The sequence below is a fragment of the Fictibacillus arsenicus genome (assembly GCF_001642935.1).
Lineage (GTDB): Bacteria > Bacillota > Bacilli > Bacillales > Fictibacillaceae > Fictibacillus > Fictibacillus arsenicus_B.
Map to the genome: position 1 here is coordinate 2,629,958 of NZ_CP016761.1, position 16,991 is coordinate 2,646,948.

A 16,991-nucleotide genomic window follows, 5' to 3' on the forward strand; every position below is an offset into this window, starting at 1 on the left:
ATTATCGTTAAATTGAACCCTCATGTAAAGCGAAAAACGAAATTTGTCGAATGAATGGGCAATTTTTGTGACAGGAATGTAAAAAAGAGCACAAAACTAGTGCTCTTTCTCTTTAACCTTAGTATTGGGTTAATGTGAAAATATCATAACCATTAAGCTTGCTGCGGCCATCTAAATATGTTAATTCAATCATGAATGCAATCCCTGCAACAATTCCGCCAAGCTCTTCAACAAGCTTGATCGTTGCTTCGATCGTTCCGCCAGTTGCCAGCAAGTCGTCAGTGATTAAAACTTTTTGTCCTGGCTTGATAGCATCCTTATGCATGGTAAGCACATCCTTGCCATACTCCAGGCCATAATCAACTTTGATCACTTCACGCGGAAGCTTGCCTTCTTTACGAACTGGAACAAATCCTAATCCAAGCGTGTATGCCACTGGACAGCCTACAATAAATCCTCGTGCTTCAGGTCCGACAATAACATCAACATTTTTTTCTTTTGCATATTCTGCAATATCGTCCATCGCTTTTTTATATACAGCTCCATCTGACATAAGAGATGTAATATCTTTGAAGCGAATACCTTCGATCGGAAAATCATTTACTACTGAAATATACGGCTTATAATCCATGAATCTTTGCCTCCTGAAAATTACAAACTCGCCTTTGGCCGAGCTTGTTCTGCAAACCAGCTTTTTAATGAATGATAGGAAGAATAAACGAGCCGATTTTCTATATCTGCCTGTTCAAACTTTTTCTGATAAGTTTCAGAGCTATCAAGTTCTCTTTTACCTGGTTCACTATTTATTGTAATTACACCATCGTCTATTGTAACAAAATCCAGCTCAAAAAACACCTGTGACATAAAATCTATTGTTTTTTTAGACCAGCCTTTCCATCTTGCCAGTTCTGTACCATCTTTCTGAACATCGAATTTTTTTCTTTTAGCCAAGAAACCGTAGTACCATTTAAAATGCTCTCTTGTCGGCAATGTTGTAAAAAAGTGATCTGTGCTTTGGTGAAAAACGGCATAGATCCTAGCAGGTTCACCTTTTTTTTCAAGTATTTCAGCAAACTCCGCAAGTGAGTAAGGAACATCTAAAAAGACAATATACTTATTTTGAAAACTGTCATTTGGGAGTTCTGCTAATTCTTTTCCATTTATTGTTTGCGAAGACAAGCTCTCCAATCCCAGTTCTGTCAGAGTATTATCGTTAAATGTTATATATTGTGTTTTTGCTTTTGGAAGATCCTTCAGCCTTTTTCCTGCATCTTTTAAACCGCGATAATCAAACAGCTGAAAATGTGAAACCGAAAGATCTTCCAGCAGCATTTGAGGTTTTCTATATCCGTTCCATTCATTAAGCTGTATTTGACCAACAAGTGAAAGTATGGAGTAAGGCGTCATCTCATCAAGTAAATTGCCTTTTTGAAATCCGATACAATCCAGGACAGACATCTCGCCATTTCCAACTTGTAATTTCAGATGGTTAGACTGACTTCCTATTTTTTTCATCTCCCGGATCGGCACTTGATCAATAAGCACCCGCGGTGAAGGATTTCCAATACCAAAAGGAGCCAGCGTACTAAGCATTTCCACCGTATCTAAAGAAATCTCATTTAAAGAAGCTGTTAGGTCGATCATCGTCACTGGCAAGAAATCTTCTGGTTTTAGAATTTCTTTCGCCTGCTTTACTAACCGCTCTCTGAGAATGCCAACATCATCAAGTGCCAATGTCATACCTGCTGCCATCGGATGTCCTCCAAAGTGAGGAAGGATGTCGCGGGACTCAGAAAGATTTTCAAACATATCAAAGCCTTGTATGCTTCGTGCTGACCCTTTTGCCGTTCCTTTTTCCTGGTCTAAACACAACACGATGGTCGGCCGGTAAAATTTTTCTACTAGACGCGAAGCAACAATACCGATTACCCCTGGATTCCAGCCTTCTTTCGCAAGAACAAGCACTTCATTCTCTTCAGGAGGAAAACGCTCTTCTACCATGGCAATTGCTTCTTTCGTTATTTCATTTACGATCGCCTGGCGTTCTTTATTAACAGAATCGATCTCTTCAGCGAGCATGGCTGATTGCTCACGGTCATTTGAAGTAAACAATTCAACTACCGGCATCGCTGATCCGAGTCTGCCTGCAGCATTCACTCGAGGACCAACAGCAAAACCAACATCTTCTGCTGTTAATTCTTTTTCATAAAGCCCTGCAACTTTTAAAAGTTCCTGCAAGCCTATTTTGTCTGTTTTTGATAAAGCTTCTATTCCAAGCTTAGCTATGATTCTATTTTCATCTACCAAAGGAACAAGATCTGCAATTGTTCCTATACAAGCATAATCTAGCAAGTGCATTGGCGGGTTTCCATGTAATGCATGAGCTACTTTAAACGCAACGCCAACACCTGCAAGACCAGAAAATGGATATGTACATCCAGGTTTTTTAGGGTTGATGATGCTATAGGCGTCTGGCAGTACAGGCGGGGCCTCGTGATGGTCAGTAATAATGAAATCAAGCCCAATCTCTTTTGCAACTGCTGCTTCATGAACAGCTGAAATTCCAGTATCCACTGTAACCACAAGTGTATATCCGTCTTCCTTCGCTTTTCTTAACGCTGGCTCATTTGGACCATAGCCTTCAGTGAACCGGTTTGGAATATAATAATCGAAATCTGCATCTAATTCTTTAAGTGCATAATACATAACCGTTGTACTGCTTACTCCGTCTGCATCATAGTCACCAAAAATAAGAATCTTTTCATTCGATTCAACCGCTTTATGTATCCGATCAACACTCTCTTTCATGCCATCTAATAAAAATGGATCATGAAATTGATTTGTATCTATTTTTAAAAAAGCTTGAGCTTTCTCTAAAGAATCTATTCCTCGTATCGCTAATAGATTTGCAATCAATAGAGGAATATCCAATTCTTGCGACAACCATTTTGCCTTTTCTTCCGAAGTTTCTTGAATCTTCCACCTCGTTCTTGGCTCCAGCATAAAAATCACCTCTTAACCTATTCATTATACAAAACAGGATAAGAGGTGACAATTTATGAATCGATATTTAATTTAGATTTCTGGTTCCGCTTCAACAGGACGCGTCTTTTTATTTTTCAATTGACGTGCCTTTAAAACATACCAAAGTTGTGAAGCAATAAAAATTGAGGAGTAAGCACCAAATGTTAATCCAATCAATAGTGCAATTGAGAAATTCCGTATTGAATCCGCACCGAATATCAATAATGCTACGGCTGCAATAACAACTGTTAGAACAGTATTTATTGAACGGCCTAGCGTTTCGCGAATACTTCTGTTTACTATCTCAGCAAGCTTTTCTTGTGTTTTAACTTTTTCAAGTCGCATGTTCTCACGTATACGGTCAAACGTTACGATCGTATCGTTAATGGAATAACCTACGATTGTCAATACAGCGGCAATAAACGGCAAATCCACCTCAAGTCGAAGGATGCTGAACACTGCTATTATCATGAATGCATCATGAAGCAATGCAGTTACTGCTGATATTGCCATCGACCACTCAAATCGGAAAGCAACGTAAATGATAATACCTACTGATGCAATCAACACAGCGATTAGCGCATTTTGAGCAAGTTCACGCCCGACTGTCGGCGTAACGGTGCTGACACTTGGTGTCTCTCCGTATTTTTCTTCAAAATGTGTATTCAGTTTTGCAATTTCTTCTTTTGATAAAACGCCTTTAAAAGCAACATTGGCTTGATCATTCTTTCCTGCAAGCACAACGGATTCAGGTTCAATACCCAATGACTTAAACTCTTCTTCTACACTTTCGTTTGTAAGTGTCTCATTTGCTTGAATGTTTACACGCGATCCGCTTTCAAAATCAATTCCAAGTTTCAGACCAATTGTTAACAAAAAGATAATTCCCGCAACAGTCAGGAGAGCAGAGATAATAAAGTAAAGGTTTCTGTTTTTTACAAAGTCGTAATTAAAGCTCACGGATGTCACTCTCCTTTACACCGAACAAACCTGGCTTTTTATCCATTAAACGTGACTGTACCCATAAACCAAGGAACAGTCTTGTTCCGAATACAGCAGTGATAAAACTTGCCAGTACAGAAATGATTAATACTAAAGCAAATCCTTTTACTGAACTTGTCCCATATGCAAATAACACAGCTGCTGCAAGTATTGTTGTAATATTCGCATCAAAAATGGTTGTAAACGAACGGCGGTTACCAGCTTTAAAGGCACTTAAAACTGATTTTCCGCTTCTTAACTCTTCCTTAATTCGTTCATATGTGATGATATTTGCATCAACAGCCATACCTACACCCAAGATAAGAGCGGCGATACCTGGCAGAGTTAATACCCCATTCATCAAATAGAAGATAGCTAAAATCAAGTAGATATAAATGGTTAATGTTAATACTGCAATAATTCCTGGTACGCGATAGAAAATCAGCATGAACAAGAAGATAGCAGCTATACCGATAAAGCCTGCAAAGATTGTTTCATCCAATGCCTTTTCTCCAAATTTAGCACCAACAGACGTGGAATAGATCTCATCAAGTTTAACAGGAAGTGCACCAGCGTTTAAAATCTTAGCAAGACTCTGTGCTTCTTCAACTGAAAATTCACCTGTTATCGTAACATCTTCCTGAGTTAGAACTTCATTAACATAAGGAGCAGAAATATATTTTGGCTCTTTTCCTGCCATCTCTTTTTGAACTTCATCTTTAAATGAATCGCCTTTTTCATAATCCAGCCAGATGACTAAGCGGTTCTCTCCTTGCGGCTGACGGTTTAGGATTTCTTCTGTTACTTGAGCAAATTTATCAGCATCTTTAAGCTTTAAGGAAACGATTGGCTTATTGCTATTAGGCTCAAATGTTTGTTTTGCTCCGTTCCCTTTGAGATCGGAACCATCTAGGAGCACTTTATCATCTACATCACGAAATGTTAATTCAGCTTGTGTAGACAACAGTTCACGGGCTTTGTTCTGATCAGAAACACCAGCCAGCTGGACCCGAATCCGATTATCACCCTCAATTTGAATTTCAGGTTCTGAAACTCCAAGGACATTGATACGGCTGTTTAATGCTTCGACAGTACTCTTTAACGTATCTTCTGTAACCTTTTGACCTTTTTTGACTGGTTTTACTTCATAAAGCACTTCAAACCCGCCTTGAAGGTCCAGTCCGAGCTTTGTTCCCTTTACAATCTTTTCTGTTGTTAGTCCTATAAGTGCTGCAAACATAAGAAGCACCACAAAAAAGATAACAATCTTACTCCGTTTTACCACTTCAAGAAACCTCCTTCATGCTGCATCAAAAAACAACACTATGTATAAGTACAAATACTAATCCTTCCCATTATAGCGATTGTTGTTTTTTTCTGTCAATTTGTCCTGGGAATATTCATAAATAAAACAAAAAATGGATGGCTAGAAGCATAACTTTTTAGGTCATGCCTCTGTTGCTCTTGTAAGTAGTTGATTTCCGCTCCAGGATGCTCGCTTTCCGCGGGGCGTGCGGTGAGCCTCCTCTGCGCTATGCGCCCTTAGGAGTCTCACCTGTCCCGCTGATCCCGCCAGAGTCTCGCACCTTGCGCTCCAATCAACTTGTCAAAGAAGAGAATGAAAAATACCTCAAAAGCACCAATCTTTAGAGAGATGAGGTATTTATTCAATGAGGATAATTTGACCTAAAAATCTTTATAAGATAGCTGGAATCCGAGAATTTATATATTTTTATTTTGTAAAAATAAAAAATTGGGCTGCCAAAAGGAAGTTTACCTTACTTTTAGAAAGCCCCTTTTATTACTTTACGTCCTCTTTATAGGACTGGATTGTCAGCCAAGTCATAAAATCATTTAGTGAAAGAGACAAAATATAGTCCACTAGTGTATGCAGCCGAGGTTCTTCTTTCTTTTTCTTCAATCTGGCCAAAACACAATTCCAAATTTCTTCCTCTGTAACACTTTCATAACCCATATAATGAAATTCCTCTTTTTTACTTTTAACTGCAGGCCGGACTTCGTCTTTCCATTCCGTAAAATGTATATTTTCCATATTCGCTTCCCCCTTCAATATGAAACAAGCTGTCATGACGGTTCACTTATCGTGCATATAGTTAAATATGAGATTGTCCCAGAAAGGACAGGTTACAATGACCAAACAAACACTCGTTCAAGGAACATTATTGCTTATTTTAGCTGGACTTATTACGCGAATTCTCGGATTCGTGAACCGGATTGTAATGGCCAGGGTAATGGGACACGAAGGTGTCGGACTCTACATGATGGCGGTCCCGACTTTTTTGCTTGCTGTCACGCTGACACGGCTAGGGCTTCCGATCGCTATCTCTAAGCTAGTCGCTGAAGCCGACGCAACAGGAGATCGATCAAAAGTAAGAAAAATTTTAATCGTTTCTTTAGCGATAACAGGAGTGTTAAGCTTTGTTATTACAATAGGGTTATTTATTGCTGCTCCATTATTAGCCGAGCACTTTTTTACAGACGATCGAACGATATGGCCATTACTTGCTATTGCACCCGTTGTTCCAGTTGTTGCGGTTTCATCCGTTTTGCGTGGGTATTTTCAGGGTCTTCAGAATATGCGGCCATCCGCTTATTCACAAGTAATTGAACAAGTTGTAAGAATCGCACTGGTAGCGCTGCTTACAGGATTGTTCCTGCCATACGGTGTACATTTCGCTGCAGCTGGAGCTATGATATCCGTCATCATTGGCGAACTTGCTTCTCTTCTATACATGTTTTCCATGTTTAAGATTAAGAAGAAGATGCGTATCCGAAAAGGTTTTTTCAAACAATTAAAACAAGGTCATCAGACACTAAAGGATTTATTGAATATCGCACTTCCTACAACAGGAAGTCAACTGATCGGATCGGTCTCATACTTTTTTGAACCTATCGTTGTTGCTAATAGTTTAGCGATCGCAGGTGTTACTACTGCTGTCGCAACTGCACAATATGGCGAGCTGGCAGGTTACGTTATCCCTTTATTATTTTTGCCAACGTTTATAACCTATTCGCTTTCTGTTTCTTTAGTCCCTGCAATAAGTGAAGCGAACGCACAAAAAAAATACCATCTTATCGAGCATAGACTGAATCAGGCATTAAAATTGTCAATGCTCTCTGGTGGTATTGCAGTTGTTATCTTATATGTTTTTGCGGTGCCGATCATGGATTTAATGTACAATTCTCCGGCATCTGCTTCATATGTAAAAATCATGACACCTTTTTTCTTTTTTCTTTATTTTCAAGGACCTCTTCAAGCCGTTCTTCAAGCACTAGATCTTGCAAGATCCGCTATGATTAACAGCCTAATTGGTGCTTTAGTAAAGCTCTCAGCTATTTTTGCACTTGCCACCCGTCCTGAATTCGGCATAATGGGTGCTGCGTTGGCTATTGTCATTAGCATTGTTGTAGTAACATTGCTTCATTTTGCTACCGTTATTAAAGCGATAAGTTATACGGTTGTAGTTAAGGACTTTGCGTATTCTCTGTTTTCAATATTTATTACAGGAGCAGGTGCAGTCTATCTATACCGCTTCATGATGCCGAAGTTCCCTCCTGTCCAAGGGCTCGCAATATGCGTTATAGCTACTTGCGGAATTTATTTATTCACACTCATCTTCTTTAGGCTTTTAGGTAAAGATGATCTTAAGCATATTCCTGTTATTAAAAGGTGGGTTTAAAACAGCCAATTTTGCTGTTTCTCACAGATTTTTGCACTCAGGTCATTTAGTGAATCCTCTTCATTGACAAGTTGATAGGAGTGTAAGATGCGAGACTCCTGCGTGTCAGTCACCTGAGTATACTTCTCGCAAGGAATGCGGCGAGGAACAAACTTCGTCGAGATTTCCTTGCAGACGCAGGAGCACATATACTTCCTTGAAGGTGATACTCCTAATGGTGCATAGCGACAAGGTGGCTCACCGCACGCCCCGCGGAAAGGGAGCATCTGAAACGGAAATCAACCACTTTCAAGCGCAACAATGATTGCGAAAACAGTCTATTTTTTTTCATTCTTTTCATCGACGTATAAAGAACCATCTTCATTTAAGGTACAAAATGAAATACCTTTTATATCTTTAAATCCAGCTTTCTTAAGTTCCTGCCTTAGCCAAAACGCCGTTTTATCAACTTTTTCCAAGTTGTCTTCTAATACTTTTCCGTCCAGGACAAGTGGAAGTATCATCTGTAAAGGACTTCTTTCCGTATCCTCATTCTTTTTAATGACGGATAATTTACCTGTCGTTTCTAACACGCCAAATTCTACTTCATTCAGGCTTCTAATATTATTTTCCCGTAATTGCGTTAACAGATCATCGAAATTATATCGCTGTTTTCGCATTTCTTGTTCGTCTACTTTTCCTTCTTTAATAATGACAGATGGTTTTCCGTCCACAAGTTCTCTCATTTTTCGGCTCTTCATTGAAATGATTGCCAGAATAAGCTGAATCCCCAGCAAGACAAATATGGAAATAAGGGAATTTATCATTGGAATCTTTGGATCCTCAATAGAAATTACAGCAAGTTCCGCAATCATTATCGAGACTACAAAGTCAATAACTGATAATTTTCCTATTTCTCGTTTACCCATCATACGAAATACGACAACAATCATGAAATATATAAAAAGCGTCCTAAAGATAATCGTATATAACTCCATAAATTCCCCTCCTTCCATATTATTTTCTTTGTTAGTGTGGCACAGATATTAAAAATCATGATACGCAGGTTTTGCCAAGTATTGAAATTATGGAAAGTAGAGGTAAAATCAATTGCTTGTACTTCTATTTCTAATTAAAGATGAATAAGGTATATAGAAAGCTTGCAGGATAAGGAGGATCAAAATGGGGATGAAACATATGTTTTCTTCAATGGGACGCGGTTTGGCAGCAATTCTTCTTATGATTATGGTTTGCAGTTTAGTTCTTTCACTTTTATTGCGATTTACTGGCCTGACAGAGTCTTCATTAAAATGGGTAACAATTGGATTATCTTTTTTATCTTTATTTATCGGGGGATTTATTTCAGGGAAAAAGGGACAAAGCAAAGGCTGGCTGCTCGGAGGTGGAACAAGTCTTCTGTTTTCATTTCTAGTTTTTCTTATACAATATTTAGGATATCAAAGCACATTTAACTCATCGCAATATATGTATCATGCTCTATTCCTTTTATTAGCGATGATCGGGGGAATAATGGGTGTTAATTTAAGCAGCCATAAACAATCATATAAATAAATAAGACCCGTCGATCGACGGGTCTTATTTTTTCGTTATAGTGCAGCTTCTTCTTTTACTTCACGGATAGCGTTACGGTCAAATGTTAATTTTGCTCCATCATTTGAACGAATTACTGCGATCGTATCATCAATACTCTCTAGTGTTCCGTGTAAACCGCCAATTGTTACAACTTTGTCACCTTTTTTCAGGTTAGACTGCATATCTTTAACAGCTTTTTGTCTCTTTTGCTGTGGACGGATTAGCAGGAAATAAAAAATTGCAAACATAAAAATAATCGGCAATAAACTTTTAATTGCATCCATTCTTCTTCACCCCTTTCTATAGGTTAAAAGTTACGAGCATTCGGTTTGTTAAATCCATACTTTTCAAAAAATTCATTTCTAAAATCAAGAAGTCTGTCTTCCATGATCGCTTGTCTGACTTGCTTCATTAAGTTTACCAAAAAATAAAGATTATGGTAACTTGTTAATCTAAAACCAAAAGTTTCGTTTGCTTTCACAAGGTGACGGATATACGCTCTCGAGTATGTACGGCATACGTGACAGTCACAATTTTCATCGATCGGACGGAAATCACGTGCATATTTTGCATTTCGCACGACAAGCCTTCCTTCACTTGTCATACATGTTCCATTTCTCGCAATCCGTGTTGGCAACACACAATCAAACATGTCTATCCCCCGAATAGCTCCGTCGATTAATGAATCTGGAGACCCAACACCCATCAGGTAACGCGGTTTGTTTTCAGGCAAGTGCGGCGTTGTGAAATCCAAAACACGATTCATCACATCTTTCGGTTCCCCAACAGACAAACCTCCAACTGCATAACCAGGGAAATCTAAGGAAACAAGATCACGGGCGCTCTGTTTTCGAAGTTCTTCGTATTCTCCGCCCTGAACGATGCCGAATAACGCTTGATCCTGTGGTCGGGCATGTCCTTTTAAACAGCGTTCTGCCCATCGGCTAGTTCGTTCTACTGAGGCCTTCATATATTCAAATTCAGCCGGATAAGGAGGACATTCATCAAAAGCCATCATTATATCAGAACCTAAAGCATTTTGAATTTCCATCGCCCCTTCAGGACTCAGGAATAGCTTTTCACCGCTAAGGTGGTTTCTGAAATGAACGCCTTCTTCTTTTATTTCTCTTAGATCACTTAAAGAAAAGACTTGAAAGCCTCCTGAATCGGTAAGGATCGGACGGTCCCAGTTCATAAAAGTATGCAGTCCGCCGGCTTCCTTAACAATATCATGACCTGGTCTTAGCCATAGATGATACGTATTGCTTAAGATAATCTCAGCACCAAGTTCTTTTAACTCTTCGGGACTCATTGTTTTAACAGTGGCTAACGTGCCGACTGGCATAAAGATAGGTGTTTCAAACGAGCCATGAGGTGTGTGAACTTTTCCAAGTCTTGCACCTGACTGTTTGCATGTTTTTATTAATTCATAGGTTACAGCTGGTTTCATCTAAAGATTATCCCCCTTAAAGTATAAGCATCGCATCACCGAAACTGAAAAAACGATACTTTTCTTCAACGGCTTCATTGTATGCTTCCATAACAAACTCTTTACTTGCAAATGCACTTACCAGCATGATTAAAGTTGATTTTGGCAAGTGGAAATTCGTAATCAATCCATCAATGGCTTTAAATTCATACCCTGGATATATAAAAATATCTGTCCATCCAGCATCTTCTTCAAACTTTCCATCGAATTTATTTGCAACGGTCTCTAAAGTGCGCGTACTTGTAGTACCAACCGTTATAATTCTTCCGCCTGTTTCACGGACATGATTTAACAGTTCAGCTGTACCTTTAGTTATTTGATAAAACTCTGCATGCATATCATGCTCAAGAATATCATCTACACTTACAGGCCTGAATGTTCCAAGACCTACATGAAGCGTAATAAAAGTTACATGAACTCCAGACGCTTTGATTTCTTCAATCAGTTCTTCAGTAAAATGCAAACCTGCAGTAGGAGCTGCAGCAGAACCTTGATGAACAGCATACACGGTCTGATACCGATCTTTTTCTTCAAGCTGTTCTTTGATATAAGGAGGCAGAGGCATCTGACCGAGATCATCTAAAAGTTCATAAAAAATCCCTGAGTAAATAAATTTAAGATGCCTTCCTCCATGATCACTTTCGCCTACACAAACGGCTTTTAACCTTCCATCACCAAACGTGATCTCCGTTCCTGGTTTTACCCTTTTAGCTGGTTTAACTAGCGTTTCCCAAGTATCCTGACCTTCTTCTTTTAAAAGCAGAATTTCAACTTTAGCTCCAGTATCCGTCTTTTGGCCAAAAAGTCTGGCTGGAAGAACACGTGTATCATTTAATACAAGGCAGTCTCCCTTTTTTAAATGGTTCTTCAAATCGTAAAAATGCTCATGTTCTATACTTTTGTTTTCTTTATCTAAAACCATCAGCCTTGATGAAGTTCTGTTCTCTAGTGGTGTTTGAGCAATCAGTTCTTCTGGCAGATGAAAATCAAAATCATTTACTTTCATTGATATAACTCCTGCTTTCTATTTAAATCGTCCAATAATCATAAAGATAAGGGAAAGTACAACACTAATGATAATAGAGGTCATTATTGGAAAGTAAACAGTCGTGTTTCCTTTTTTCCACATCAAATCTCCAGGGAGTTTCCCGATAAACGTACCTATTAATCCTATAATAATCAGGACAATTCCTGCAATAATAAAAAGCCGGTTCATTCAGTGGACGCCTCCAGTCCAAAATATTGATAGGCCTGTCCAGTAACCATTCGCCCTCTAGGAGTCCGCTGCAAAAAACCAATCTGAAGAAGGTATGGTTCATATACGTCTTCAATCGTCATGGATTCTTCACCGATCGTTGCAGATATGGTTTCCAGACCTACAGGACCACCTTTGTATGTATGAATGATCCCTAGTAATAATTTATGGTCAATATGATCCAAACCTAAACGGTCAACTTGAAGCAGCTCCAATGCTTTTTGGCAAATTGGAAGAGAAATCATATCCTTGCCCTCGACTTGAACAAAATCCCGCACTCTTCTTAAAAGCCTATTTGCAATCCTTGGTGTCCCTCTCGATCTTCTAGCTATTTCTTCAGCTGATAGATCATCAACTTTTATTCCAAACACATCACCGGTACGTCTCACGATCTCAGAAAGTTCATCTGGTTTATAATACTCTAGTCTTGCCATCACTCCAAAACGATCTCTAAGTGGCGCAGATAAAGAACCAGCTCTTGTCGTTGCACCGATAAGCGTAAATGGCGGCAGATCCAAACGAACAGATCTGGCTACTTCACCTTTTCCAATAACAATGTCTAAACAAAAGTCTTCCATCGCAGAATACAAGATCTCTTCTATCGCACGTGAAAGCCTGTGGATTTCATCAATAAAGAGCACATCTCCTGGTTCAAGAGATGTCAGTATGGCAGCAAGGTCCCCTGGCCGCTCGATAGCGGGACCGCTTGTCGTACGAAGGTTAACTTCCATTTCATTCGCGATAATTGAAGCAAGGGTCGTCTTTCCAAGGCCAGGAGGACCATAAAGAAGCACATGGTCTAACGGCTCATTCCTCAGTCTTGCAGCTTTAATAAATACCTTAAGGTTATCCTTGACTGATGTTTGACCGATGTATTCATCCAGAGCCTCTGGACGCAGACTTAGTTCCATGACCGCTTCATCCCGGCGTTCTTCTGAAGAAACTATTCTTTCTTCCATCCATCCTCACGTCCTTATGCATTCATTAACTTTTTTAAAGCTGCTTTTACATACTCATTCGCAGACATTTTTTCTTTCTTTAGCTCTGGCAAAACTTTTTGGATTTCTTTTCTTCCGTATCCCAAAACTGTAAGAGCTTCTATTGCCTCATCGAGTTCATCACCGTTTGTCTCAACCTCTGCAAAAAGACCTTCTGTTATATCAGCATCAGCAAAAATAGACAATTTCCCTTTCAAATCTAATATCATTTGGCGAGCCGTCTTTTTGCCAACACCCGGAAACTTAGTCAGAAATTTTTCATCTTCATGTTCGATAGCATTTACAACTTGTTCCGGCTGTCCAAATGCTACAATAGCTAAAGCGCCTTTTGGACCGATCCCGGAAACATTTAAAAGTTTTAAAAACAGGTCCCGTTCTTTTCTATTAATAAATCCATATAAAGCAAGTACATCTTCTCTGACATAATGATAAGTGTAAACACTTTTTTGTTCGTTCATTTTATATATAAATGGGTTCGGACAAATTATTTTATATCCGATACCGTTATTGTTTATGACGATGTATTCCGCTGTTATGTAATCTACATTTCCTGTAATGCTTTCTATCAACTTTTTCTCCCCTTTAACTCTTTAACCCGAGCGTATGTTTCTATTTCTTATTGTAACATAGCTCACCCCTTAATTCCTTATCAATGAACAAAAAAAGAGAACAGCGAACTGTTCCCTTAATATAACTAACGATTATTCTCGAAAGGACGTTTTATCGCATTCCCAAGGTTGCTGCCTGCATCTACAATGTCTCCCATGATTCCGCGTACATCGGTTTCTACTTCCGTGTAGGCACGGCCATCACGCAGATCATTATCGACATTTTCAATACGGTCAACAATCTCTTGATCCGAAACAACTTTTACATCACGATCGGGTGCCATCTTAGCTGCGGTTTCCCTGACTTTTTTCGTCAGTTCTTCCTTTTTGTTTTCCTTCGTGTCTACTCCTACAATGACGTTGTTATCCTCAAGAATAACGTGAGCATCGTCTACACCACGAATGTCATTCACCTTATTGGCGATACGTTCAGCAAGGGCACCATCATAATCCTCGTGATATGTTGAGGTATGGTCTTTTGTATCTCGATCTGCCATATCGGAAATGAATCCACTTCCACGGTCAAGATCACCGCGATTATCACCCTCATTTGTATAATATCCAATTGGGCGAACATCATTGTCATTCCTGTCCTGAGATTCATTTACACCGTTACAGCCCACAAGACCTCCAGCGAGGATTGTAAAAGCGAGCGTTTTCGCTATTGTTTTCAATGGAAAAACCTCCTTTCACCTATTAGGGTGGCAAGAGGAGGCTTGAAATAATCTGTTAAATGTAGGATAGAGTCAATTTATCCGGTCTATAATTCTATCCACGAATTTTTTTCTGTGCGAAAAATCACGGAGCGTAAACTTTTCTACACCTTCAATCATATCTTGATCTCCAGATTTCAGAGCTCGGTTCCACTCTCTGTATAAATCAGTGGGAAAGACCAAACAAATTACGAACCACTTTTTGCTAAACCATTTCAGATAATCCTGATTTCCCATTTCTTCCATTTTTGAATAAGACCAATACCAAAAAGGAAGTATCCGATTTGCATACTGAAGCCAGTCATAGGCTTGCGGCACAGCTGCAAAAAGATCAAAATCGATTAGATATGCTTCTTTTGACTTTTCTTTATTCAGCACAAAATTATGTGGCGCAACATCACCATGTGTGATTTCCCTTCTTTTATATGCTTTTTGTTCCAGGGAATCCACCGCAGAGTGATCAAAATGTTCCAGGCACCATTTTCCCCACATAAGGATATCTGGTATCAAAGGCTGCATTTCTTTGCTCCATCGAGCTTTTTTGGCATAATATTTAAATGCTTCGTATCTTTCACTCCATTTTTTATAGAGTGAATAAGATGAAAGACTGTTGTATACATCAGACGGAAGATTTTTTGAAAAGGAATGAAACCTGCTTATAGCGTTCATTCCAGCTATAACGTCTTTCTGATTACCGAAATGAAGACCTTCACCTTTATAAAATGGCATAATTGCCCAAACGTATTCTCCAAATTCTATATACCGTTTATCGTTTGGGAACACGGTATACGTACCCATAATCCGCGGTTTCTGGCCTTTATATAATTTTGAGATCTTCAATTGTTTTCTGCACGTTTCTTCACGGCGAAATCCTTTTAAAACATACTTCCCTTCTAATGTTTTTATCCATATTACATTTTCACGAAAAAAGCCAAAATCAACAATGTCGAAACCTACCTCTTTCATTTTTTTTAAAAAAAGACGATCTCCATGGAAACCGTCTCTATTATCCCTATTCATTTTCTTCCGATTCCTCTGCATCACCTTGTTCAGAATCACGGTATTGTGCTTGAGAATAAGGGTTTGGCATATTAACCATACCTTGGCCTTGTGGCATCATTCCCATTTGACCCATCTGCGGCATTCCGCCGTTTTGAGGAATTCCCATCTGGCCCATTTGAGGCATACTTGGCATCATACCCATTGGCGACCCGCCATTCTGCTGCGGCATCATACCCATTTGACCCATTTGAGGCATTCCTGGCATCATACCCATCTGGCTCGCTTGAGGCATTCCTGGCATCATACCCATCTGGCCCATTTGAGGCATTCCTGGCATCATACCCATCTGGTCCATTTGAGGCATTCCCGGCATCATGCCCATCTGGCCCATTTGAGGCATTCCCGGCATCATGCCCATCTGGCCCATTTGAGGCATTCCCGGCATCATACCCATCTGACCCATCTGTGGCATTTCAGGCATCATACCCATTGGCTGCATTCCCATTTGACCCATTTGTGACATATCACCGCCTGGCATACCCATTTGCTGCATTCCCATCGGCATACCTTGCTGGGATTGCTGTCCCCATGGGGTATATTCACCAGCTGGCATTAGATCCATATCGGAGTCTGGAAATTCACCAAAAGGCATTCCGCCCTGCTGCATTCCTGTACCTTGCTGACCACCCTGAGGGTATCCGCCGCCATACAGTTGCGGCATTCCGCTGAATCCTTGCGGAGGCATCATTCCATAGCCTTGCGGAATAGGTGAATATGTTTGCGGTTTAGGAAACATCGGCGGCATTGAACCATACATATTTTGCATCATTCCTGAAGATTCTTCCATCAAAAATGGATGTTTATTCGGTTGATAGCTGTCTTTCCCGGAAGGATATAAACCATGCTTACCTGAAACATTCGGCTGATTTGCAATGTTTGGCTGATTTGCTATATTTGGCTGATTTGCTATGTTTGGCTGATTTGCTATGTTTGGCTGATTCGCAATGTTTGGCTGGTTAGCCATATTAGGCTGGTTAGCCATATTAGGCTGGTTTGCTGCATTAGGATAGCCCATTGGAACATAATGACCAAGGTTTGAAGATTCCATCATTCCTGCAAAATCTTTATCATGCAAAGGAGCCATTGGCGCTTTCATTGGAGCAGTATAGGTATCTTTTTTCATTGGAGCATCTTTATATTCCATCTTTGGTGATGGTTTCATAGGTGCAGGCTTCATTTCTTTTTTTGCCGGTGCTGGCTTCATTGGCGCCGGCTTCATTTCTTTCTTTGCTGGTGCTGGCTTCATTGGCGCCGGCTTCATTTCTTTCTTTGCTGGTGCTGGTTTCATTGGCGCTGGTTTTACCGGCGCAGGCTTTGGTTTTTCCTGAACAGGTGCAACAGGTGCCTCTTGAACAGGAGCCATAGGTTTAGGCTGTTCCTTAATAGGTGCTTCTTTCTTTACTCCCGGCATTTTTATAGGGATCTTAATCTTTTCCCCCCGCTCGATTACATCCGTTCTAGAAAAACCAGGATTTGCTTTTCTTAGTTCATTCACAGGAACATCATATTTTTCAGCTATTTTGTCAAGTGTGTCCCCTTTTTGCACAATGTGAATTCTCACGCTGCAAAACTCCCTCCTGCCAAATTT

Annotated in this window: 15 protein-coding genes and 1 pseudogene; 2 read left to right on the forward strand and 14 right to left on the reverse strand. The window is 39.8% G+C overall.

Annotated elements, in window-relative coordinates:
• Positions 1–118 precede the first annotated feature (118 nt).
• The 4 genes and pseudogenes from ABE41_RS13625 to ABE41_RS13640 all read right to left on the reverse strand — a co-directional run bounded on the left by ABE41_RS13625 (position 119) and on the right by ABE41_RS13640 (position 6,058).
• Entirely contained in the window at positions 119–631 is a 513-nt protein-coding gene (locus ABE41_RS13625; protein WP_066291297.1) for an adenine phosphoribosyltransferase, read from the reverse strand.
• A gap of 20 nt (positions 632–651) precedes the next feature.
• A complete protein-coding gene (gene recJ / locus ABE41_RS13630; protein WP_066291299.1) occupies positions 652–3,003 on the reverse strand; it encodes a single-stranded-DNA-specific exonuclease RecJ in 2,352 nt (783 codons plus the stop codon).
• Positions 3,004–3,075: 72 nt separating this feature from the next.
• A pseudogene (gene secDF / locus ABE41_RS13635) lies at positions 3,076–5,290 on the reverse strand (protein translocase subunit SecDF).
• A 516-nt stretch (positions 5,291–5,806) separates the two neighbouring features.
• Positions 5,807–6,058 carry a post-transcriptional regulator gene (locus ABE41_RS13640; protein ID WP_066291301.1) on the reverse strand — a complete coding sequence of 84 codons (252 nt, stop codon included), beginning with the start codon at positions 6,056–6,058 and terminating at the stop codon, positions 5,807–5,809.
• A gap of 97 nt (positions 6,059–6,155) precedes the next feature.
• Between ABE41_RS13640 and spoVB the strand changes: the two genes are divergently transcribed.
• The gene (gene spoVB, locus ABE41_RS13645) at positions 6,156–7,706 is read left to right on the forward strand and encodes a stage V sporulation protein B (protein ID WP_083207805.1); all 1,551 of its coding nucleotides are present in this window, start codon (positions 6,156–6,158) and stop codon (positions 7,704–7,706) included.
• A gap of 317 nt (positions 7,707–8,023) precedes the next feature.
• On the opposite strand, the gene ABE41_RS13650 is transcribed toward spoVB, so the two are convergent.
• The gene (locus ABE41_RS13650; RefSeq protein ID WP_066291306.1) at positions 8,024–8,683 is read right to left on the reverse strand and encodes a DUF421 domain-containing protein; all 660 of its coding nucleotides are present in this window, start codon (positions 8,681–8,683) and stop codon (positions 8,024–8,026) included.
• A gap of 184 nt (positions 8,684–8,867) precedes the next feature.
• Here ABE41_RS13650 and ABE41_RS13655 point away from each other — a divergent pair, with 184 nt between their 5' ends.
• Positions 8,868–9,257 carry a TIGR04086 family membrane protein gene (locus tag ABE41_RS13655; RefSeq protein WP_367642103.1) on the forward strand — a complete coding sequence of 130 codons (390 nt, stop codon included), beginning with the start codon at positions 8,868–8,870 and terminating at the stop codon, positions 9,255–9,257.
• A gap of 35 nt (positions 9,258–9,292) precedes the next feature.
• Here ABE41_RS13655 and yajC read toward each other — a convergent pair whose 3' ends face one another.
• From yajC to ABE41_RS13700, 9 genes are all read right to left on the reverse strand, one after another.
• Positions 9,293–9,562: a preprotein translocase subunit YajC gene (gene yajC, locus ABE41_RS13660; RefSeq protein ID WP_066291308.1), complete on the reverse strand. Its 270-nt coding sequence runs from the start codon at positions 9,560–9,562 to the stop codon at positions 9,293–9,295.
• A gap of 23 nt (positions 9,563–9,585) precedes the next feature.
• On the reverse strand, positions 9,586–10,728 hold the full coding sequence (gene tgt / locus ABE41_RS13665) for a tRNA guanosine(34) transglycosylase Tgt (RefSeq protein ID WP_066291309.1): 1,143 nt from the start codon (positions 10,726–10,728) through the stop codon (positions 9,586–9,588).
• 16 nt (positions 10,729–10,744) lie between these two features.
• Positions 10,745–11,773, reverse strand: a complete 1,029-nt coding sequence (gene queA / locus ABE41_RS13670; protein ID WP_066291312.1) for a tRNA preQ1(34) S-adenosylmethionine ribosyltransferase-isomerase QueA — start codon at positions 11,771–11,773, stop codon at positions 10,745–10,747.
• An 18-nt stretch (positions 11,774–11,791) separates the two neighbouring features.
• The gene (locus ABE41_RS13675; protein ID WP_066291314.1) at positions 11,792–11,983 is read right to left on the reverse strand and encodes a DUF2905 domain-containing protein; all 192 of its coding nucleotides are present in this window, start codon (positions 11,981–11,983) and stop codon (positions 11,792–11,794) included.
• Positions 11,980–12,981, reverse strand: a complete 1,002-nt coding sequence (gene ruvB / locus ABE41_RS13680; protein WP_066291316.1) for a Holliday junction branch migration DNA helicase RuvB — start codon at positions 12,979–12,981, stop codon at positions 11,980–11,982. The genes ABE41_RS13675 and ruvB overlap by 4 nt, the downstream gene beginning before the upstream one ends.
• A 14-nt stretch (positions 12,982–12,995) precedes the next feature.
• A complete protein-coding gene (gene ruvA, locus ABE41_RS13685; RefSeq protein ID WP_066291318.1) occupies positions 12,996–13,589 on the reverse strand; it encodes a Holliday junction branch migration protein RuvA in 594 nt (197 codons plus the stop codon).
• 125 nt (positions 13,590–13,714) lie between these two features.
• On the reverse strand, positions 13,715–14,302 hold the full coding sequence (locus ABE41_RS13690; RefSeq protein ID WP_066291320.1) for a YhcN/YlaJ family sporulation lipoprotein: 588 nt from the start codon (positions 14,300–14,302) through the stop codon (positions 13,715–13,717).
• A 72-nt stretch (positions 14,303–14,374) separates the two neighbouring features.
• The gene (locus tag ABE41_RS13695) at positions 14,375–15,361 is read right to left on the reverse strand and encodes a phosphotransferase (protein WP_066291322.1); all 987 of its coding nucleotides are present in this window, start codon (positions 15,359–15,361) and stop codon (positions 14,375–14,377) included.
• Positions 15,354–16,964, reverse strand: a complete 1,611-nt coding sequence (locus ABE41_RS13700) for a LysM peptidoglycan-binding domain-containing protein (RefSeq protein WP_066291324.1) — start codon at positions 16,962–16,964, stop codon at positions 15,354–15,356. Before ABE41_RS13700 ends, ABE41_RS13695 begins: the two co-directional genes overlap by 8 nt.
• Positions 16,965–16,991: the final 27 nt, after the last annotated feature.